Origin of the sequence: Streptomyces sp. ID05-26A (assembly GCF_033794685.1) — a bacterium.
Lineage (GTDB): Bacteria > Actinomycetota > Actinomycetes > Mycobacteriales > Pseudonocardiaceae > Lentzea.
In genome coordinates, this window is the sequence record NZ_JARAYZ010000003.1 from 397587 (window position 1) to 417394 (window position 19808).

At 71.6% G+C, this 19808-nt stretch carries 20 protein-coding genes and 1 pseudogene; 16 read left to right on the forward strand and 5 right to left on the reverse strand.

Annotation, left to right across the window (positions count from 1 at the left end):
- Positions 1-45: 45 nt before the first annotated feature.
- The gene (locus PV646_RS29235) at positions 46-618 is read right to left on the reverse strand and encodes a TetR/AcrR family transcriptional regulator (RefSeq protein WP_500345502.1); all 573 of its coding nucleotides are present in this window, start codon (positions 616-618) and stop codon (positions 46-48) included.
- A 109-nt stretch (positions 619-727) separates the two neighbouring features.
- On the opposite strand from PV646_RS29235, the gene pcaH reads away from it, so the two are divergent.
- The 6 genes and pseudogenes from pcaH to PV646_RS29265 all read left to right on the forward strand — a co-directional run bounded on the left by pcaH (position 728) and on the right by PV646_RS29265 (position 5736).
- Complete coding sequence (gene pcaH, locus PV646_RS29240; RefSeq protein ID WP_500345503.1) at positions 728-1465, forward strand: protocatechuate 3,4-dioxygenase subunit beta; 738 nt, start codon at positions 728-730, stop codon at positions 1463-1465.
- A complete protein-coding gene (locus tag PV646_RS29245; protein WP_500345504.1) occupies positions 1458-1952 on the forward strand; it encodes a peptidase associated/transthyretin-like domain-containing protein in 495 nt (164 codons plus the stop codon). Before pcaH ends, PV646_RS29245 begins: the two co-directional genes overlap by 8 nt.
- Positions 1953-1954: 2 nt before the next feature.
- Positions 1955-3079: a lyase family protein gene (locus tag PV646_RS29250; RefSeq protein WP_500345505.1), complete on the forward strand. Its 1125-nt coding sequence runs from the start codon at positions 1955-1957 to the stop codon at positions 3077-3079.
- Positions 3064-3417, forward strand: a pseudogene (pcaC, locus tag PV646_RS29255) (4-carboxymuconolactone decarboxylase); the annotation flags it as partial. The gene PV646_RS29250 and the pseudogene pcaC, both read left to right, overlap by 16 nt.
- 26 nt (positions 3418-3443) lie before the next feature.
- Positions 3444-4613, forward strand: coding sequence for a 4-hydroxybenzoate 3-monooxygenase (locus tag PV646_RS29260; protein ID WP_500345506.1), 1170 nt, complete (start codon positions 3444-3446; stop codon positions 4611-4613).
- 34 nt (positions 4614-4647) lie between these two features.
- Entirely contained in the window at positions 4648-5736 is a 1089-nt protein-coding gene (locus PV646_RS29265; RefSeq protein ID WP_500345507.1) for a winged helix DNA-binding domain-containing protein, read from the forward strand.
- On the opposite strand, the gene PV646_RS29270 is transcribed toward PV646_RS29265, so the two are convergent.
- Positions 5714-7045 (reverse strand): molybdopterin molybdotransferase MoeA, encoded by a 1332-nt coding sequence (locus PV646_RS29270; protein ID WP_500345508.1) that lies wholly within the window; start codon positions 7043-7045, stop codon positions 5714-5716. The genes PV646_RS29265 and PV646_RS29270 overlap by 23 nt on opposite strands.
- 68 nt (positions 7046-7113) lie before the next feature.
- On the opposite strand from PV646_RS29270, the gene PV646_RS29275 reads away from it, so the two are divergent.
- Together PV646_RS29275 and fdhD are read left to right on the forward strand one after the other, a co-directional pair.
- A complete protein-coding gene (locus tag PV646_RS29275) occupies positions 7114-8355 on the forward strand; it encodes an MFS transporter (protein WP_500345509.1) in 1242 nt (413 codons plus the stop codon).
- Between the two features lie 390 nt (positions 8356-8745).
- A complete protein-coding gene (fdhD, locus tag PV646_RS29280; RefSeq protein WP_500345510.1) occupies positions 8746-9585 on the forward strand; it encodes a formate dehydrogenase accessory sulfurtransferase FdhD in 840 nt (279 codons plus the stop codon).
- Here the strand turns inward: fdhD and PV646_RS29285 are convergent.
- Complete coding sequence (locus PV646_RS29285) at positions 9582-10052, reverse strand: NUDIX hydrolase (RefSeq protein ID WP_500345511.1); 471 nt, start codon at positions 10050-10052, stop codon at positions 9582-9584. The two genes, fdhD and PV646_RS29285, sit on opposite strands and share 4 nt — an antisense overlap.
- 89 nt (positions 10053-10141) lie before the next feature.
- Between PV646_RS29285 and PV646_RS29290 the strand changes: the two genes are divergently transcribed.
- From PV646_RS29290 to PV646_RS29300, 3 genes are read left to right on the forward strand one after another with little or no spacing between them, the layout of a single operon-like run.
- A complete protein-coding gene (locus PV646_RS29290; protein ID WP_500345512.1) occupies positions 10142-11011 on the forward strand; it encodes an ABC transporter ATP-binding protein in 870 nt (289 codons plus the stop codon).
- Between the two features lies 1 nt (position 11012).
- A complete protein-coding gene (locus tag PV646_RS29295; protein ID WP_500345513.1) occupies positions 11013-12080 on the forward strand; it encodes an ABC transporter permease in 1068 nt (355 codons plus the stop codon).
- A gap of 5 nt (positions 12081-12085) precedes the next feature.
- Positions 12086-12997, forward strand: a complete 912-nt coding sequence (locus PV646_RS29300; RefSeq protein ID WP_500345514.1) for a Gfo/Idh/MocA family protein — start codon at positions 12086-12088, stop codon at positions 12995-12997.
- Positions 12998-13084: 87 nt separating this feature from the next.
- On the opposite strand, the gene PV646_RS29305 is transcribed toward PV646_RS29300, so the two are convergent.
- Positions 13085-13924, reverse strand: a complete 840-nt coding sequence (locus PV646_RS29305; RefSeq protein ID WP_500345515.1) for an alpha/beta fold hydrolase — start codon at positions 13922-13924, stop codon at positions 13085-13087.
- A gap of 109 nt (positions 13925-14033) precedes the next feature.
- On the opposite strand from PV646_RS29305, the gene PV646_RS29310 reads away from it, so the two are divergent.
- A complete protein-coding gene (locus PV646_RS29310; protein ID WP_500345516.1) occupies positions 14034-14753 on the forward strand; it encodes an SDR family NAD(P)-dependent oxidoreductase in 720 nt (239 codons plus the stop codon).
- On the opposite strand, the gene PV646_RS29315 is transcribed toward PV646_RS29310, so the two are convergent.
- Complete coding sequence (locus tag PV646_RS29315; RefSeq protein ID WP_500345517.1) at positions 14716-15315, reverse strand: DedA family protein; 600 nt, start codon at positions 15313-15315, stop codon at positions 14716-14718. The two genes, PV646_RS29310 and PV646_RS29315, sit on opposite strands and share 38 nt — an antisense overlap.
- Positions 15316-15403: 88 nt before the next feature.
- On the opposite strand from PV646_RS29315, the gene PV646_RS29320 reads away from it, so the two are divergent.
- From PV646_RS29320 to PV646_RS29335, 4 genes are all read left to right on the forward strand, one after another.
- The gene (locus tag PV646_RS29320) at positions 15404-17521 is read left to right on the forward strand and encodes a helix-turn-helix domain-containing protein (protein WP_500345518.1); all 2118 of its coding nucleotides are present in this window, start codon (positions 15404-15406) and stop codon (positions 17519-17521) included.
- Between the two features lie 96 nt (positions 17522-17617).
- A complete protein-coding gene (locus tag PV646_RS29325; protein WP_500345519.1) occupies positions 17618-18889 on the forward strand; it encodes a hypothetical protein in 1272 nt (423 codons plus the stop codon).
- Entirely contained in the window at positions 18886-19188 is a 303-nt protein-coding gene (locus PV646_RS29330; protein ID WP_500345520.1) for a hypothetical protein, read from the forward strand. The genes PV646_RS29325 and PV646_RS29330 overlap by 4 nt, the downstream gene beginning before the upstream one ends.
- Positions 19185-19808, forward strand: a complete 624-nt coding sequence (locus PV646_RS29335; RefSeq protein ID WP_500345521.1) for an ESX secretion-associated protein EspG — start codon at positions 19185-19187, stop codon at positions 19806-19808. The genes PV646_RS29330 and PV646_RS29335 overlap by 4 nt, the downstream gene beginning before the upstream one ends.

Here is a 19808-nt window from a genome sequence, read left to right on the forward strand (position 1 = left end):
CGGTCGTCTTAGAATTCGTCAAGGGATCTGTCCGTGGGCCGGGTCTCAGCGCAGCACGACCTCGAAGGCGACCGTGAAGAACGCGGCGAACGACGACCCGTCCTTGGTGGCGCGTTCGCCGACGATGGCGCCCTCCCAGGCGTTGAGCAGGAACCTGGCCAGGATGTCCGGGCTCTGGGTGGTCGTCACCGTGCCGTCGGCCTGGGCCTCGCGGACGACCGCGGCGATCGCGGTCGCCCAGAGGTCGAACGCGGTCCGGACACCCGCGCGGATCGCGGGGATGTGGTCGGCGGCCTCGGTGCTGAAGTTGCCGAAGACGCAGCCGCGTTCGTAGCCGAAGTCCACGATGTCCTGCGCGAGGGCCTCGAAGTGGTGGCGCAGCCGGGTCAACGGTGCGGTTTTCGGGGTGGCGAGCCTGTCGAGGTGCCGCGTCTCGCCGTAGCGGTCCATCACGACGAGCGCGAGGGCTTCCTTGCTCTCGAAATGGTTGTAGAACGAGCCCTTGGGGACCTTGGCGCTGTCGGTGATCAGCTTGACGCCGCAGGCGTTGTAGCCGTGCCGGTGGAACTGTTCGAACGCGGCGTCGACGATCTGCTCTCGCACACTTGCCCTGGGCATTCCTCGAATATGAGCGGTCGTCTCGGGGCTGTCAAGGTGACGTGCGCGTTTCCGTTCAGCGGAAAGCAGCGGTCGACTCCCGTCCGACCTTTGCCTACCGTTCGACGACGTGACGACCAGCCAGCACGAGATCAGCGACGAGATCGCGAAGATCCAGGCAGACTCACCGGGAGGTGCGCCGCTGCTGGACTTCGCGCCGTACCGCAGCACCACGTTGCGCCACCCGACCAAGGAACGCAGGCACGTCGACCCCGAGGGCGCCGAGCTGCTCGCGCCCGTGTTCGGCCACTCCGACGTCGCCGCGGTCGAGTCCGACCTGACCCTGCAGCGCGGCGGCGAGCCGATCGGTGAACGCATCCGCGTGCACGGCCGCGTGCTCGACGGCGACGGACGTCCGGTGCGCCGCCAGCTCGTCGAGGTCTGGCAGGCCAACGCCGCCGGCCGCTACTCGCACCAGGGTGACCAGCACCCGGCGCCGCTCGACCCGAACTTCACCGGTGTCGGCCGCTGCCTGACCGACGACGACGGCTGGTACTCGTTCACGTCGATCAAGCCGGGCCCCTACCCGTGGCGCAACCACCACAACGCCTGGCGGCCCGCGCACATCCACTTCTCGTTGTTCGGCACCGACTTCACCCAGCGGCTGATCACGCAGATGTACTTCCCCGGCGACCAGCTGCTGGCGCTGGACCCGATCGCCCAGTCGATCACCGACCCCGCCGCCCTGGCCCGCCTGATCGCCTCGTACGACCACTCGCAGTCCGAGCACGAGTGGCTGCTCGGCTACCGGTGGGACATCGTGTTGACCGGAAGCCACGCGACCCACCTGGAGCCGACCGATGACTGACGCCACCCCCGGCCAGACCGTCGGCCCGTTCTTCCACCACGCGCTCGCGTACCCCGGCGACTCCGAACTGGTGCCGTTCGGCGCGGCCGGATCCGTGGTGCTGCACGGCTACGTCTTCGACGGCGCGGGTGACGTCGTGCCGGACGCGATGATCGAGATCCGCCAGTCCGACGCCGCGGGTGTCGTGCCGCGCGTCGGAGGTTCGTTGCGGCGGCGCGGTGCCGGGTTCACGGGCTGGGGCCGGTCCTGCACCGACGGCGCCGGGCACTACTGGTTCAGCACCGTCGAGCCCGGGCTGCCGTTCTTCGCGGTGACGGTGTTCGCACGAGGGTTGCTCGACCGCCTGTTCACGCGCATCTACCTGCCCGGCGCCGCGGACGCCGTGGACGGGCTGGTGGCCGCGCGCGAGGACGACGGGCGCCTCCGGTTCGACATCCACCTGCAGGGGCCGTCCGAGACGGTGTTCTTCCAGTTCCCGCGGACGTGATCGTGCTCCCTGGATCTCATCGCGCGGCCGGCCTCCTCGACGACGCCGCGCTGGTGCGGGCGATGCTGGAGGTGGAGGTCGCCTGGGCTCGTGTGCTCGGGTCGCCGCTGTCCCTGGGCGACTGGGTTCCCTCGCTGGACCCGGTCGAGGTGGAGGCGGCGGGCAACCCGGTGCTGCCGCTGGTCTCCGCCCTGCGCGGGCGGGTCTCCACGACCGTCCACACCGGACTGACCAGCCAGGACGTGCTCGACACCGCGCTGATGCTGCTGGCGCGAGGGGCTGTGGAAGGGATTTCGGCTGATCTCGGGCGCACCGCTCGTGCGTTGGCGGGGCTGGCCGGTGAGCATCGGGCCAGCGTGATGGCGGGCCGGACGCTGACGCAGTACGCCGTGCCGATCACGTTCGGGCTCAAGGCCGCGCGGTGGCTGGTGGGTGTGCTCGACTCGCTGGACGAGCTGGAGGCCGTGGCGTCGAGCCTGCCGGTGCAGTGCGGCGGCGCGGCGGGGACGTTGTCCCGGGTTCCCGACCCGGTGGCGTCCGCCTCGGCTCTCGCAGGGTACCTCGGGCTGGTGTGGCCGGGCATGCCCTGGCACACCTACCGTGCGCCGGTCACGCGGCTCGGTGACGCGGTGGTGCGTGGTTGCGACGCGCTCGGGGTGATGGCCGCGGACCTGCTGACGCTGGGACGGCCGGAGGTCGGCGAGGTCCGCGAGGGGTTCGTGGCCGGGCGCGGTGGGTCGTCGACCATGCCGCACAAGCGGAACCCGGTGCTGTCGGTGCTGGTGAACAGCGCGGCTCTGCGAGCTCCCGGGCTGGGGGCGCAGCTGCACCTGTGCGCGGCGCGGGCGGTCGACGAGCGGCCGGACGGGGCGTGGCACGCGGAGTGGCCCGCGTTGCGGGCGTTGCTGGAACTGGCGGTGGTGGCCGCTTCGCAGGCCGCGGAACTGGTGGAGGGGCTCGAGGTGCGCGCGGACGTGATGGTGCGCCGGGCCGCCGAGGCGGCTCCCGAGTTGCTGGCGGAGCGGGGTGGCGGGACGGATCCGGGCTCGTACCTGGGAGCGGCCGGGGTGTTCGTGGACGAGGCGTTGAAGCGGTGGGAGATGCGGTGTCCTACGACGACGGCATGAAGGTCCGGCGTGAGGTGCTCGGCGACGCACATGTGGACAGAGCGGCGCCGGACGAGTTCACTCACGACTTCCAGGAATTCATCACGAAGTACGCGTGGGGTGAGGTGTGGACGCGGCCCGGGCTCGACCGGCGCATGCGCAGTGCCATCACCCTGACGGCGTTGATCGCGCACGGGCATTGGGACGAGCTGAAGCTGCACGTCGCCGCGGCGCTGCGGAACGGGCTGAGCGAGGCGGAGGTCGGTGAGGTGATCTTGCAGAGCGCGATCTACTGCGGGGTGCCCGCCGCGAACCACGCCTTCTCCGTCGCCCGGCAGGTCCTGAAGGAACCCTCATAACCCTCCCGCTCATCAAGGAGCCTTTCATGACGCGCACGCAGGTCGGCATCGTCGGTGCTGGACCGGCGGGGCTGATGCTCTCGCACCTGTTGTCCCTCAACGGGATCGACAGTGTCGTCATCGACAACAGAACACGCGCGGAGATCGAGAACACGGTCCGCGCCGGCATCCTGGAAGCCGACAGCGCGCGACTGCTGGCCGACACCGGTGTGTCGGACCGGGTGCTGCGCGAAGGGCATCCGCACGAGGGCATCGACCTGCGGTTCGGCGGCGAGAGCCATCGCGTCGACTTCCGCGCGCTGGTGGGCGAGTCGGTCTGGCTCTACCCGCAGACCGACGTGTTCCTGGACCTGGCGAACGCGCGCGAACGCGACGGCGGCGACGTGCGGTTCGGCGTCAGCGGCACGTCCGTCGACGTCACCGGGCCCGCTATCCGGTTCACCGACAGCGACGGGGTGGAGCGGGAGGTGCGCTGCGACCTGCTCGTCGGGGCGGACGGCTCCCGTTCGATCTGCCGTGCCGAGGTGCCGGAGGCGTTGCGCCGGCACAGTTCCCGCGAGTACCCGTTCGCCTGGTTCGGCATCATCACCGAGGCGCCGCGCAGCGCTCCCGAACTGGTCTACGCGCACTCGCCGCGCGGGTTCGCGTTGATCAGCCAGCGCACCGAGACCCACCAGCGCATGTACTTCCAGTGCTCGCCGGAGACCGACGCCGCCACGTGGTCCGACGACCGGATCTGGGAGGAGCTGCAGTCACGGGTCGCGGGCCCGGACGGGTTCACGTTGCGGGAGGGCCCGATCACCGAGAAGACCGTGCTGCGCTTCCGGTCGTTCGTCGCGGAACCCATGCGCCACCGTCGCCTGCTGCTCGCCGGCGACGCCGCCCACACCGTGCCGCCGACCGGTGCGAAGGGCCTGAACCTGGCGCTGGCCGACGTGAGCGTGCTCAGCGAGGTCATCGAACGCGCGTTGCTCAAGAACGACATGGACGCGCTGGACGAGTACGGTCCGCGCGCCCTCGACCGGGTCTGGAAGGCACAGCACTTCTCGTACTGGATGACGACGATGCTGCACGCTCTGCCCGCCGCGACGGACTTCGACGTGCGCAGGCAGCTCGGCGAACTGGCCTCCGTCGTCGGGTCCGAGGCGGGCTCGCGGTACCTGGCCGAGGGGTACACGGGCTGCTGGCCCGCTTGAGCGGGACTGGAGCGCGGTCGGTGAGACTGGCCCGATGGACATCGCGGCGCTGCGCCTCGGCAACATCGGGCGGCTCCGGTCGGCGGAGGACGTCGTCCGCTCGCTCGGAGCCATGCAGGGCCAGGACTACGGCCAGTCCCTGTGGGCGATCGGCCTGCGCACGGCCGACGCGCGCATCGCCGACGTCGAGTCAGCGTTGCAGTCCGGTCGTGTCGTCCGCACGTGGCTGATGCGCGGCACGATCCACTACGTCCTGGCCGAGGACGTCCGGTGGATGCTGGGCCTCTTCGGCGCCCGCGACCTCGCCCGGCTGACCCCCAAGGCGTGGGCGTACCACCACATGACGCCCGAGCTGATGTCGTTGGCGCGCAAGACGTTCGTGGAGGCGCTCACCGGCGGCGGCTGCCTCACCCGGCGCGAGATGATCGACCTGATGGCGGGCGTCGGCATCCCGGACGATCGGCAGCAGAGCTATTTCACGTTCATCCACCTCGCCCAGGAGGGCCTGGTCGTACCGGGACCACCGCGCGGCAAGGAGCAGACGTTCGTGCTGCTGGACGAGTGGGCACCACAGCAGCGTTCACTCGAAGGCGACGAGGCGATGGCCGTGCTGGCGTCGCGGTTCTTCGGCAGCCACGGCCCGGCGACCCTGGCTGACTTCGCGAACTGGTGCGGCATCGGCGTCCGCGAGGCGTCTCGCGGCCTGGAAGCGGTGAAGTCGTCACTGGTGTGCGAGACGGTCGACGGCAAGGAGTACTGGCTGCCGCCGGACCTCACGCCGGGTTCGGGCGCGTTCGTGCTGCCCGCCTACGACGAGCTGCTGATCGGCTACAAGGACCGCGGCGCGTTCTTCACCCGCTACGGCGAGATCCCGATCTCCACCTACAACGGCATGTTCCACGCGACGATCGTCGAGGACGGCCAGATCGCCGGACTGTGGCGGCGAGTCATGAAGAAGACCTCCGTGGACGTGGAACTGCGGCCGCTACCGGGCTTCGACGCCGACCGGCTCTTGGATCACATCGGGCGATTCGGCGACTTCCTCGGCCTGCCGGTGCGGACCGTCGTGAAGGACGCGCCCGAGGCGGGGTCGTCGAAGGTCAGCTGGCGCTCCCGGAAGTGAGCACCTCCACCTCGCCACCCCGGTGACCGGGCGGGACGACCGCGACCGCGTCCGCGAGAGCCGCACCCCACAGCGACCCCGGCCGGTCGTGGCCGACGGGCACCGCCAGCCCGCCGGACCTGGTGACCGGGACCAGGCGGGTGTCGCGGGGGTGGGCGTGCACATCACCGAGCCAGGCGGTGACCGGCGGGCGGGCGGCGTGGCCGCTCAGGGTGTCGAGCAGCGGCCGGAGCAGGGTCAGCACGGCGGCGTAGGCGGCGAACGGGTTGCCCGGCAGCCCGACGACGCAGCGGCCGTCGGGCAGGACGGCGAGCAGCATCGGGTGACCGGGGCGGCAGGCGACGCCGCTGACCAGGACCTCGGCGCCGAGGGTCGCGAGCACGCGGCGGAGGTGGTCGGCCGGGCCCACCGAGGTGGCGCCGCAGGTGACGATCACGTCGGCCTGGTGTGTGGTGAAGGCGCCGGTCGGCTCGGGGATGAGGTCGGCGTCCAGGCCGTGGGCTTGGTTGGAGGTGAGGAAGGCGGTCAGCTCGGGTGTGGGGCCGTGGGCTTGACCTGAGGCTGGAGAGGCGGTCAGCTCGGGTGTGAGGCCGTGGGCCTGGCCCGAGGTGAAGGCAGTAGGCATGACGCCGCCGGCGAGGTCGGTCGTGAGGGCGGCGGCCAGCGCGGACGGGTCGTCGCGCAGGTGGGCGGTGCCGAGGAACTCCGCCCCGTGCAGCAGACCGGGCAGCATCGGGCCGATGGCGTCGCGGACCCGGCCAGGGCGGGGTGGCCCGGCGTGCAGGAGCTCGTCGCCGGTGACGATCACGGCCACCCGCGGCCGACGGTGGGCAAGCAGGGTGTCGTGGCCCGCCGCGGCGGCCAGACCCAGCACGGCCGGGGTGATCCGGGAGCCGGCGGGGACCAGTTCGTCACCGGCCGACCAGTCCTCACCGCGGCGGCGGATGTGCTTGCCGCGCAGTGCCTCGGCGATCAGGAACGCGCCGTCCGTCGAACAGAGCTCGACCGGGACGACGGCATCCGAGCCGTCCGGCACCGGTGCCCCGGTCGCCACCCCGAACGCCTCGCCGGGCCTCAGCACCAGACCGGGCGGTGAGTCTCCCGCGGCCACCCGGCCGAGGACGGTCCACGGGCCGGGACCCGCCACCGCGTAGCCGTCCATCGCCGAGGTGGCGCAGGTCGGCTGGCCGGCCAGAGCCCGCACGGCCGAGGCCAGGGCCAGGCCCGCGGCATCGGGCAGGGCGAGTTCGACCGCGTCCGTGGGCTTCGCGGCGTCGCGGGCCGTCTGGCGGGCCAGTGTCCAAGGCATGTTCATCAGGGCTCCCGTGGTATAGCCTACCGAATACTGTATGCAATCCTCGGGACGGGGTGAAGGGCATGCCAGTCGCGACTTACGTACGTGATCACGTCGGCAGGCTCTACCGGGTGGGGGAGACCGACGTCGAGGCGTCGGGGCGTTCACGTCGCACGGTGCTGTGGGCCGCTTGGGCCGCGATGCTCGCGGCCGGCATCGGGCAGTACGGGTTCGGGGCGCTGATTCCTCAGTTGCGGGACCGGTGGAGTGTGCCGGAGTTGTTCTGGGCACTGGCGTTGTGGACCGTGTGCCAGGCCGGCACGGCGTTTCCGGCGGCCTGGCTGAGAGACCGGAAGAGGCTCACGTCCACCGGCGCGATGTGGATCGGGGCCGTCCTTTGTGGAGCCGGGCTGGTGACGCTGGGGCAGGACCAGTTGGCCGGGTACGCGATTCTCGGCGGCATCGGCGCGGGGCTGGTCTACGCGACGTGCCTGGGCGCCGTGGTCCGCTGGTACCCCGAGCGCGTGACGCGGAAGGTCGCGTTCGTCAGCGGGGCGTTCGCGTACGGGTCGGTGCCGTTCGTGCTGGCCGCCGGGTTCTTCTTCGGCGGCGGGTTCCTGCTGCAGGCCGGGATCGCGATCACCGTCGTGGTCGCGGTGGCCGGGGCGTTGATGAAAGACCCGCCCGAGCACTGGTGGCCGTCGCACGTCCCGCCGCGCGAGTGGGCGCTCGATCGCGCGCGGGTGCCGAACCGGTCCGCTCTCAAGGAGTTCCGGACGCACGAGGCCATGCGGTGCGGCACGTTCTGGTGGCTGTACGGCGGTGTGGCGTTCGCGGCGGCGGTCTCCCTCTACGACCTGGCGTACCTGCCGTTGTTCGTCGGCGACGAGGTGCTCGGCGTCGTCGCGCTGGCCACGCTGGCCGCCGCGACGGGTACCGGGCGCGTGCTGGTCGGGTGGGTCTCGGACCGGATCGGCCGCAGGAAGGCGCTCGTCTGGACGCTGGCGACGGGCGGGCTGGCGCAGTTCGTGTTGCTGTACAGCCAGAACGTGCCGGGGCTGCTCATCGGCGCCACGTTCGCGGGTCTCGGCACCGGGTGCTGCTACTCGCTGCTGGTCGGCGTGACGAGGGAGTACTTCGGCGAGACGAACGGCGCCCAGAACTTCGGCGTGCTCTACACGGCCAAGGCCGCGGGAGCGTTGATCGCCGCGATCGTGCTCGCCTCCCAGGGGCACACGTTCGCGTTCATCGCGGCGGGCGTGCTCGGGCTGGCGGGCGCGGTGCTCACCGGACACCTGTCGCAGCCGGGAAGGCCGCGCCTGTGAGCCGAGTACCGCGGCTCGCGAAGGGCTGGCACCGGACGCCGGCGGACGGCTGTTGCCTGATGGAACTGACGTCGGTGCTCGCGGGCGAGGTGTGGTCGGACCGGCCCGCCTGCGTGCATCCGGTGCTGGCGTGCGTGGCGCGCTGCGTCAACGACCAGTCCACAGAGGAGGGACGGCGCAAGCTGCTTCCTTTCGCCACCAAAGTGATCGGTACGGAGAAGCCGCCCACAGGAAGCCTGATCGCACATTGCGCGAGGAGAGCCGGGATCGTCGTGCCGAGGTGGTGGCCGCGCGACTGGGTCGTGGCGAGGGCCGTCCGGGCGATGTCCGGGGACGAGGTGTTGCGGCGCCTGCTCGACGAGTGCGTCGCGATCTGCAGGGAGGAAGCACGTGGGACGAGTGACGAGCAGGCGGCGCGTGGTGCGGCTGGTGGACGACGCGGTCACCGTGCGGCCGGACACGCTGGCGGTCGAGGAACCACTGGAGATCCGCGTGCGGGGCAAGTCCCTCGCCGTGACCATGCGCACGCCGGGTGACGACTTCGACCTGGCCGCGGGGTTCCTGGTCAGCGAGGGCGTGGTCCGCTCACCGTCCGACATCGTGTCGATCCGGTACTGCGCGGGCGCCACGGCCGACGGGAGCAACACCTACAACGTGCTCGACGTCGGGCTCGCCGAAGGCGTCGCGCCACCCGACCCGTCGATCGAGCGCAACTTCTACACCACCTCGTCCTGCGGCCTGTGCGGCAAGGCGAGCCTGGACGCCGTGCGCACCGTCGCGACCTGGCAGGTGGCGTCCGACCCGCTCCGCCTCGACCCGAAGACGATCACGGAGTTCCCGACGAAACTCCGTGCGGCGCAACGGGTCTTCGACCGCACCGGCGGTCTGCACGCGGCCGGGCTGTTCGACGCCCAGGGCACCCTCCTGTGCCTGCGCGAGGACGTCGGCCGGCACAACGCGGTCGACAAGGTCGTCGGCTGGGCCACCCGCGCCGGACGGCTGCCGCTCACGAGCACCGTGCTGCAGGTGAGCGGGCGGGCGTCGTTCGAACTGGTGCAGAAGGCGGTGATGGCCGGGATCCCGGTGCTCACCGCCGTGTCCGCGCCGTCGTCGCTCGCCGCCGACCTGGCGGAGGAGATGGGCGTGACGCTCGTCGGGTTCCTGAGGGGCTCGTCGATGAACGTCTACACGGGCGGCCACCGGCTGGGAGTGACGGCGGGAGCGCGTTAGTGCTGGACCAGGCCGCCGACCGGGACCGCGGCGACATGCCCGGTCGGCGGCCTGCCGGCGAACAGGGCCAGGCCGACGTCGACCAGTGAGGACCGGCGCAGCCCCGCGACGTCGGCGAGCGGTGTCCACACGGGATCGATGGTCGCCCCGTTCGGTTCCGGACGCGGTTCGCCGGTGATCCGGACCTGGTAGAAGACGCCGAGGTTCTGGTGCGGCCCCAGGTTGGACAGGTGGCGTTCGTCGGCGGGGACGACCCGGGAGTCCACGCCCAGCAGCCGCTCGACCTCACCGGTGCAGCCGGTCTCCTCGGCGACCTCGCGGACCACCGCGTCGAACGGGTCCTCGCAGTGCTCCACCGCCCCGCCGGGCAACGACCAGTGGTCTTCTCCGTACGGCGACACACAACGGACGAGCAGCACGCGGTCGTTCTCGACGCTGACGGCGTACGCGGCCAAACGGAAGGTCATACGGGCACGTTAGCCCGTAAGGGGTCCTCCGCGAGGATGATGCCGCGCGGCGGACGCGATCTTGAACGCCACGACCTACCGTTCTCCCCATGTTGACTGTCAGGGGGATCAGCCGGAGCTTCGGCGATCACAAGGTGCTCGACGAGGTGAGCTTCGACGTCCGGCCCGGCCGGATGACGGGCTTCCTGGGAGCCAACGGGTCGGGCAAGACGACCACGATGCGCATCGTCTTGGGGGTGCTCGCCGCGCACGGGGGCTCGGTGAGCTGGAAGGGGACCGAGGTCCGGCCGGACAACCGGCCGGACTTCGGGTACATGCCGGAGGAACGCGGGCTCTACCCGAAGATGAAGGTGCGCGACCAGATCACGTGGCTGGCGCGGTTGCACGGCGTCGACCGCGAGACCGCGCAGCGCAACACCGACGAGCTGCTCGAGGACCTGGAGCTGACCGGGCGGGCCGGCGACCGGCTCGAGGAGCTGTCGCTCGGCAACCAGCAGCGCGTGCAGATCGCAGCCGCGCTGGTGCACGACCCGGACGTGCTGATCCTCGACGAGCCGTTCTCCGGCCTCGACCCGATCGCCGTCGAGACCGTGCTGGACGTGCTGCGCAAGCGCGCCGCCAACGGGGTGCCGGTGCTGTTCTCGAGCCACCAGCTGGCCATCGTGGAACGGCTCTGCGACGACGTCGTGATCATCTCGAAGGGACGGATCGCGGCGAACGGGTCACGCGAGGAGTTGCGCGCCCGGCACGCGGGGGAGCGTTACGAGATCGTCGTCGCGGAGGACGCGGGCTGGGTCCGCGACGTGCCCGGCGTGACGATCCTGGACCTCGACGGGCCGCGCGCGGTGTTCGAGGCGGAACCCCAGCAGGTGCTCAGGGCAGCGCTGGACCGCGGCGAGGTCCGCTCGTTCACGCCCGTCGTGCCCACGCTGGACGAGATCTTCAAGGAAGTGATCTGACATGGCCCGCGCGTCCTTCAGCCAGGCGACGTGGCTCGTCGCCGAACGCGAGATGAAGACCCTGGTCGGCACCAAGGGCTTCTGGATCGGCTTCCTCTTCACGGTCGTCGCCTTGTTCGCGCTCACGATCCTGCCGACCGTGTTCGGCGGCGACGACCCCAAGGTCGCCGTGGTCGGCTCGGCCTCACAAGTGGTGCAGGGCAAGGCACTGGACGTCCGCGAGGTCGGCAGCGTGCAGGAGGCCTCCGACCTGGTCCGCGCCGACGACGTCGAGGCCGCGATCGTGCCGGACGGTGCCGGGATCAAGGTCCTCGCGCTCAACAGCCCGCCCAACAGCGTGATCCGCCAGCTCGTCGAGTCGCCTCCGGTGGAGCTGCTGGAGTCCTCGGCGGTGACCTCGGGCCAGCGGTCCGTCACGGTGATCGTGTTCGGGCTGGTGTTCCTCATGTTCGGCATGGGCGGCGCGGCCATCGCGCAGAGCACCGTGACCGAGAAGCAGACGCGGATCGTGGAGATCCTCGTGTCGACCGTGCCGGTGCGCGCACTGCTCGCGGGCAAGATCCTCGGCCACACGATCCTCACGCTCGCCCAGGTCGTGGTGCTGGCGCTCGCGGCGCCGATCGCGTTGCGGGTGGCCGGACTCGGCGAGCTGCTGGGGGTGGTGGCGCCCGCGCTCGGCTGGTTCATCCCGTTCCTGATGCTCGGGTTCGTGCTGATCTCGTCGATGTGGGCCGTGGCGGGTGCGCTCGTCAGCCGTCAGGAGGACCTCGGCTCGACGATGGGCCTGGTCATGATCGCGGTCATGGGCCCGTACTTCGGCGTGCAGTTCTTCTACGAGAACCCCGCCGTGCTCAAGTGGATGTCGTTCGTGCCCTTCACGGCCGGTGTCGCGATGCCGGTGCGGCTGTTCTCCGAACAGGCCGCGGCGTGGGAGGCGATCCTCTCGCTCGGCATCCTCGCGGCGACCGTCGTGGCGATCCTGCTGGTCGCGTCGCGGCTCTACACCGGCTCGTTGCTGCAGACCGGTGCACGGGTGAAGCTCTCCAAGGCCTGGGCACCTGCAGAATAGGGCCCATGATCGCTGATCCGATTCGCCTCGCCGTCGTCGGCCTGGGAGCCATGGGCACCCGGATGCTGACGGCGGCGCGGTCACATCCCGGCTTCACCGTGGTCGCGGGTGTCGACGTGGTACCCCGCACGCTCGACATCCCGGTCTTCGCCTCCCTGGACGACGTGCTGTCCGATGTGGACGCGGTGTACGTCTCGACGCCACCCGCGTCGCACGCCGAGCTCGTGCGGAAGGCCTTCGCCGCCGGCAAGGCGGTGTTCTGCGAGAAGCCGCTCGCCGTCGACCTCGCCGAGGCCCGCGCGATGGCCGAGTCCGCCGCCGGACGGCCGAACGCCGTCAACTTCGCGCTGTCGGACATGGTGGCGACGATCGAGATCGAACGTCGGCTGCCGTCGCTGGGCGAACTGCGGGGCATCGAGATCCGGCTGCAGTTCCCGGCGTGGCCCAGGGCGTTCCAGGCGGACGCGACCTGGCTGTCGCGCTCCGAGCAGGGCGGGTTCGTCCGCGAGGTGTTGTCGCACTTCGTCTACCTGACCGACCGGATGCTCGGGCCGCTCACCGTCGAGTCGGTCTCGTCGGACTTCCCCCAGCCCGGCGCGGCCGAGGTCGCGGCCCGGGGACTGCTGCGGGGCAGCGGCGTGCCGGTGCACGTGTCCGCGTTCTCCGGACTGGCCGGGCCCGAGGTCTACGAGTGGACCGCCTGGGGCACCGAACGGTCGCTGCGCCTCGACCAGTGGGCGTTGCTGTCCACTTCGGACGGTGGGCCGTGGGAACCGGTGCCGCTGGAGCAGACCGGCTCCGACTACTCGCGGCTCACGCTGTTCGCGGAGGCGGTGCGCGGTGAGCACCCGCGCGATCTGGCCGACTTCGCCAGCGGGCAGCGCGTGGCCGAGGTGGTCGAGGCCTTCTTGAGGTAAGCCTGCGTGCCTCGACCGGTCCGCGACCACGCGAGCCGCGCGGCCGTCGACCGGGTGGCGGCGCTCGGCGAGCAGCCGGCGTCCTCCTCAGCCGAGCACCTCGCGGAGCTTGACCGCGAACTCCTCCGGCTTGCCGGCGTAACCGAACTCGCCGCCCATGAACCCGCCGTGGTGGCTGGGGAACACCACGGCGTCCTGGCTGAGCAGTTCCGCGGTGGCCCTGGCCGTGCGGGCGGTGAACGCGTCACCGGTCTCCTCGCCGACGGCGATCACGACGCGGGTGGGTGCGGCGATCAGGTCCTGCACCCGCGGGTGGTAGTCGGTGATGGCGAGCGAGTCGGTCCCGAGCAACGGGTCGTCGCGCTTGCCGTCGTCCTCGGCCGGCATCCCGAACTGCGCCGGGTCCGGCAGGGGCAGCGCGAAGTACTCGTCGGTGTACTCGCCCTGGTGCGAGCTCATGTGAATGAACGCCGCCATGCCCACGCCCCCACCCTTGCTCTGGTAGGCGTCCATGAACACGTCGCGGGCCTTGCGGGCGGCGGCCGCATCGGGCAGCAGGTTGATCAACGGCGGTTCGTGCGCCACGAGCGTGAGGACATCGCCTGGGTGGGCCGCCACCAGTTCGAGGGCCGTGACGGCGCCGCCGCTCGACGCGAACAGGTCGACCGGACCGCCCACGGCCTGGATCACCGCGTGCACGTCGGCCGCCTGGAGTTGCGGAGTGTTGTCCGTGCGGCCGTCGGATCGGGTGCTTCTGCCCATGCCGCGCGGGTCGTAGGTGATCACCTTGCGGTCGGGGAACTGCGCTCGCAGGGCCGTGAAGCCGCTGGCGTCCATGGGCTGGCCGATCATCATCAACGGACGGCCCTCGCCGCTCACGTCGTAGGTGACGGCCGCGCCGGCGGTCTCCAGAACGTGCGTTTCCATGTGATTCTCCCCAGTCGGGTCGGGTCTGAGCAGCCTAGTCACAGACGTGAACCCGGATGGGCTGACAGGCCGATCGACCTGCGTGTATTCGACTGTTATCAAAGGTCGCATGACACGCACAGCAGTGGTGACCGGCGGCGGCACGGGCATCGGCAAGGCAGTGGCGGCCCGGCTCGTGGAGCAGGGCCTGGACGTGGTGATCACCGGACGCCGGGAGGACGTCCTGAAGGCGGCGGCCGACGAGATCGGCGCGCGGGCGGTCGTGTTCGACGCGGCGGACCCGGAGGCGGTGGAGGCGGCGCTGAACGACCTTCCGTCCTCAGTGGACGTTCTCGTCAACAACGCGGGCGGCAACATGACCCGGCGGCTACCCGCACCGCGGAACCTGACCGACGTGAAGAACCTGTGGCTCGCGAACTACGAGTCGAACGTGATCAGCGCCGTCCTCGTGACGACCGCGCTGGAGCCGCGCCTGGCCGACAACGCGCGGGTGGTGACGCTCGGTTCGATCGCGGGCCGGCGGGGTTCGGGCGCCTACGGCGCGGCCAAGTCCGCGGTCGAGGCGTGGACGGCGGATCTCGCGTTCGCCCTGGGAGGACGGGGGATCACGGTCAACGTCGTGTCGCCGGGCGTCACCGAGGACACCGAGTTCTTCGGCGGCACGCTTTCCGAAGAACGGCGGAAGAAGCTCGTCGGCGCCCCGGCGAACGGCCGCGCGGGCACCCCGGCGGACATCGCCGCGGCGATCACGTTCCTGACCTCTCCGGAGGCCGGGCACATCACCGCCCAGGTCATCGGGGTGAACGGCGGAGCCGGGCTCGGACGCTGAACCCGACGACCGCGAGCAGCACGACCACGAGCGCGATCCACGAGAACTCCGCGAGGTAGTGCTCGGCGGCCTCTCCGACGAAGTAGACGGCCGCCGTCGTGCCGCCGGCCCACGCGATGCCGCCAGCCGCGTTGGCCAGCAGGAACTTCCCGTAGTGCATGCCCATCGTGGCGGCGAGCGGACCGGACAGGATCCGCAGCAGCGCCACGAACCGGCCGAAGAAGACCGCCCAGGCGCCGTACTTCTCGAACAGCGTCTGGGCGCGGCCCACCTTGTCCTGGCTGAAGTGGTGGGGGAACTTCTCACCCGCCCAGCCGAAGATCCGCGGGCCGAACCGCTTGCCCAGCGCGTACCCGGCGCTGTCGCCGACGATCGCGCCCGCGGAGGCGGCGACACCGACCCAGACCGGTGAGATGCCGTCGTGGTGCGAGGCCATCAGGGCCGCCGCGACGAGCACGACCTCGCCCGGCAGCGGGATCCCCATGCTCTCGACCCCGACCACCAGGCCCACGACGAGGTAGACCAGCAAGGGCGGAACGGCGTGGAGCCACTCGGTCAGCACAACCGCGATCTTCCTCCAACCGGATGGGATCGGCCACGAGACAGAGCCGTCTCGGTAGTGTGCTGATCATCGGGACGAGGGGGCGGTTGTGGCGAGCCAGTTCGGCTTACTGCTGCGTCAATGGCGGCAGCGGGCGGGATTGAGCCAGGAGGCGCTCGCGGGACGCGCCGCCGTGGGCATCCGCACGGTGCGAGGGCTGGAAACCGGCGAACGGACCGATCCGCGCATGGGCACCGTGCGCGCGTTGGCCGACGCTCTGGAGCTCACCGGCGCCGAGCGGGTCGAGCTGTTCTCCGCCGCCGGGCGCGACGAACCCGTGGTGGTGCCTGTCGGGGAGTCGGTCCGGTTCGACCCGCTGCACGAGGCCGTCGAGACGCTGAAGGTCGCGATCGAGGGCCGGTGGCGGCGCGAGGAGGAGCAGCGGCAGGTCCACGACCCGGTGCCGTTGCCGGTGCGGTGGGACGCGGCGCCCGCGACGTGGATGGACAGCTGGCTCAACATCGGCGGTGAGGCCAGGCTCGGCGGAAGCCTGGACCAGGTCGTCGAGGTGTACCGCAGGGTCGGGTCGCGGCGGCTGGTCGTGCTGGGACGGGCCGGATCCGGCAAGACCGTGCTGACCACCCGGTTCGTGCTCGACCTGCTGGGCGCCCGCTCCCCGGCGGACCCGGTCCCGGTGATCTTCGGACTCGGCGCGTGGCATCCCGGACGCGTGGGGCTGCGCGACTGGCTCGCCGGCCAGCTCACGCGCGACCACCCGTTCCTCGCGGCTCCCGGACCCAGTGGCGGCACGCTGGCGGCGGCGCTGGTCGACTCGCAGCGGGTGCTGCCCGTGCTGGACGGCTTCGACGAGATCGCCAGCGGACTGCACCGGCTGGCGCTCAACGCGTTGAACACCACCACTCTGCCGTTGCTGCTCACGAGCCGTGTGGACGAGTACCGCGACGCGGTCGAGGGCACGGACGTGCTGACGTCGGCCGCCGCGGTCGTGCTGGCCGACCTGGCCGTCGACGACCTGGCGGACTACCTGCTGCGGACCACCCGCAAGACCGGGCCGGGCGGCAACGTCTGGAAGCCCGTGCTGGACGAGGTGCGGTGCGGCGGCCCGCTCGCCGAGGTGCTGACGACACCGTTGATGGTGGCGCTCGCCCGGCGGATCTACAGCGACACCCCTGACCACGACCCGGCCGTGTTGCTGACCCTGCACGAGCCCGACGAGATCGAACGACACCTGCTCGGCAGCTTCATACCGGCTGTATACGGCTCGGATACTGAACGTGTACAGCCGTGGCTCGGGTACCTCGCGGGCCACCTGACCAGGCTCGGCACCCACGACGTCGCGTGGTGGCGGTTCGGCGGCTCGTCGGTGGTGACCGGCCTGGGCGTCGGGCTGGCGGTCGGGGTCGCGGACCTCGTGCTCGAGACGGCGCTGGTGGGCGCGCTCGGGGTCAGAGGCCTGCTGTTCGCGGTCATGATCGGCTTGGTCACCGGGCTGCTGTTCGGGGTGGCGCACTGGTACGTGGCCCGCAGGACGCCGATCGAACCCGTGCGGACCCGGCTGCGGCTGCGTGGCCGCGCGGGCAGCCGGGTGTGGTCGCGCGGACTGCTCGGCCTCGCGTTCGGCGGGGCGATCGGTGCCGCGTACGGGCTGGTGCGCGCGATGGCGTTCTGGCTGGTGATGCCCGGGTTCGGGATGACGGCCGGGGTGCTGGTCGACGTCGGCGTGTTTGGCCTGGTGTTCGGCTTCGGCGCCGGTCTGGTGTTCGCCGTGGTGGCCGCGATGGAGGCGCCGCTCGACGTGCGGTCGGCGGGCAGTCCCGACGGGTTGCTGGCGGCGAACCGGCGCGCGGTGCTCTGCCTCGTCGCGGTGATGATGCCGATGTTCGCCGTGTTCGTCGCGGGCGCCACCGGCGTCGTCGCGAGCGGGCTGACGGTGCTGCGGTTCGAGGTGGTGTGGAGCCCCACGACGGCTCTGGCACTCGGGCTCGTCGGCGGCGTCGGTGGAGGGCTCGCGTACGTGCTGAGCCTGACCGCGTGGGGCCAGTGGGTCGTGTTCGCGCGCGTCTGGCTGCCGCTGACCGGGAAGCTGCCGTGGGGTCTGCCGGCGTTCCTCGACGACGCGTACCGCCGTGGCGTGCTGCGCCGGGCGGGTGCGGTCTACCAGTTCCGGCACGCGCGCCTGCAGGACCATCTCACGCGTTCGCGCTGATCAGGCCGACCGGCCACATGTGGCCGGTCGTCTGGCCTGTTCCCCCTCCCGTCCCGGCTGTGATCGTTCGCCGGGGACGAGGGAGGGATTCCAGGGGTGTCAGGCATCAACTGGGAGGCGTACAGCCATGAAGAGTTGCACCGCATGCTGTGGCAGGACGCTGATGTCGCCGACGTGAGCGCGGTGGCGCAGGAGTGGACGCGCCAGCGGGCCGCGCTGGCCGCGCACGCCGAGGTGCTCCGGGAGCAGCGGGCCGCGTTGACGGAGGGGTGGACCGGGGCCGCCGCGGAGGAGGCCGTCGCACGGCTGGGGGTGCTGGCGGAGCGGATCGAGAAGATCAGCGAGCTGGCGGTCGCCGGCCAGAAGGCCGCGCAGGACTCCGCCGACGCGCTGGCGTCGGCCCGGGCCGCGATGCCGCCGCCACCGGGGCCGGGGACGACGGCGCCGGCGTTCGCCGGGCTGCCGAGCGCACCGGCCATCTCGGGGGTGCCGGGGAGTCTCACGGCTGTGCCCAACGGGCCGGGGTCCTTGGGCTTGTCGAGCGCGTCGGCGCCGTTCGCGTTGCCCAACGGGCCGGGGTCCTTGGGCTTGTCGAGCGCGTCGGCGCCGTTCGCGTTGCCCAACGGGCCGGGGTCCTTGGGCTTGTCGAGTGCACCGGCGCCGTTCGCGTTGCCCAACGGGCCGGGGTCCTTGGGCTTGTCGAGTGCACCGGCGCCGTTCGCGTTGCCCAACGCACCGGGGTCCCTGGCCTTGTCCAGTGCACCGGCACCGTTCGCGCTGCCCGGCGCACCCGCCGCGTTCGCGCCCGCACCGTTCGCTCTGCCGAGCGCGCCGACGCCACCGGCCTCCGGTTTCTACTTCTACTTCGGAGCCGCGTCCGCCGACCAGCAGAAGGCCCAGGCCGTCCGGGCGATGCAGACCTACGAGTCCAGCCTCAACGGCAGCGGCCGGCTGATCGACGACACCAGGGCCACCGTTCCGCAGGCCGCCCCCTCACCCCGCGCCGCCGCCACCTCGGCGACGGTGAAGACGCCCAGCTCGGGTGGTGTGCCGTGGCAACGGCTCGTGGGCCGCTCGACACCCACGCGTGGACCGGCGACAGGCGCGACCGCCCCGGTGAGCCAGCAGCTCACGCCCGGGATGCGCGCCGGAGTGGTTCTGGGCCAGCACGGCGGGACCGCCGCGCTCGGCACCCTCGCCGCCGAAGGCCGTCCATCGGCTCAGAACAACGCGATGGGCGCGCCACCGGCGAGTGGTGCGCGCAAGGACGAGGACCAGGAGCACGAGAACCAGATGCCGACGCTCGACCACGACCTGTTCGCGGTGACCGAGCGGGTGTCTCCGGCCGTGATCGGGGAGGACCAGTGACCGGCTACGAGGTGTCGCCCGACGGGTTGCGGGAGCGGGTCAGGTCCCTGACCAGGCTGGCCGAGCAGACCGCCGCACTGGTGGCCGCGGCGAGCAGACTGGCCGAGCGGCAGCCGTTGCTCGGGACCGCGCCGCCCGCCCAGGACCTGTCGCGGCGGCTCAAGGACGCCGGGTCGGGGCTGGCCGGCGAGGTGGGCGCCGCCGAGCGCGAGGTGCGCGAGTTCCGGCAGTTGCTCGCGGAGATCGAGTCCACCTACACCGAGACCGACGCCGAGCAGGCGCGCAGGGTGGCCCGGTGATCGCCTTCGACCTGGTGGAGATGGACCTGCTCGCCACCCACGCCGGGGTGCGCTGGCCGTTCCCGCTGCGGGTGCCGTCGTTCGGCAAGCGCGCGGACGAACGCGCGGCGCTGCTGTCCGAGGCGGGCCACGGGTTGCAGGCGCGGGGACTCGCGGCACCGCACGGCCCGACCGGCATGGCCGCGGAGCTGGTCACGGCGCTGCACGAGCACACCGTCGTGGTCGACCTCGTCGTGCCCGGTGCCGGAGCGGTCGCGATGGTCTACGGCGGCGACGCCCTGGTGTGCACGCAGACCGAGAGCACGGTCCGGGTCGCGCACGTCGAGGCGGAGGTGCTCGGCGACGAGCTCGCGGCACTGGTCCCGCAGGCCAGGGCCGCGCAGCTGATGCCGATCACCCTGCCACCCGGCGCCGGGCTCGACCTCGAGGTCACCGGGCAGGGTCAGGCGGGTGTCGTCAGGGGTGGACGGCGGCAGGAAGTGTCCTGGTTGGACAGTGCGGGCGGACGGGTCAGGGTCGACGTCGGCGAGGACGGCTGGGTGAGCGTCAACCCGTTGCGGCACCACGACCTGGTCCGTGCGATCGGTGAGCTCGCCGCGGTCGCGCGAGCCTGGAGGTAG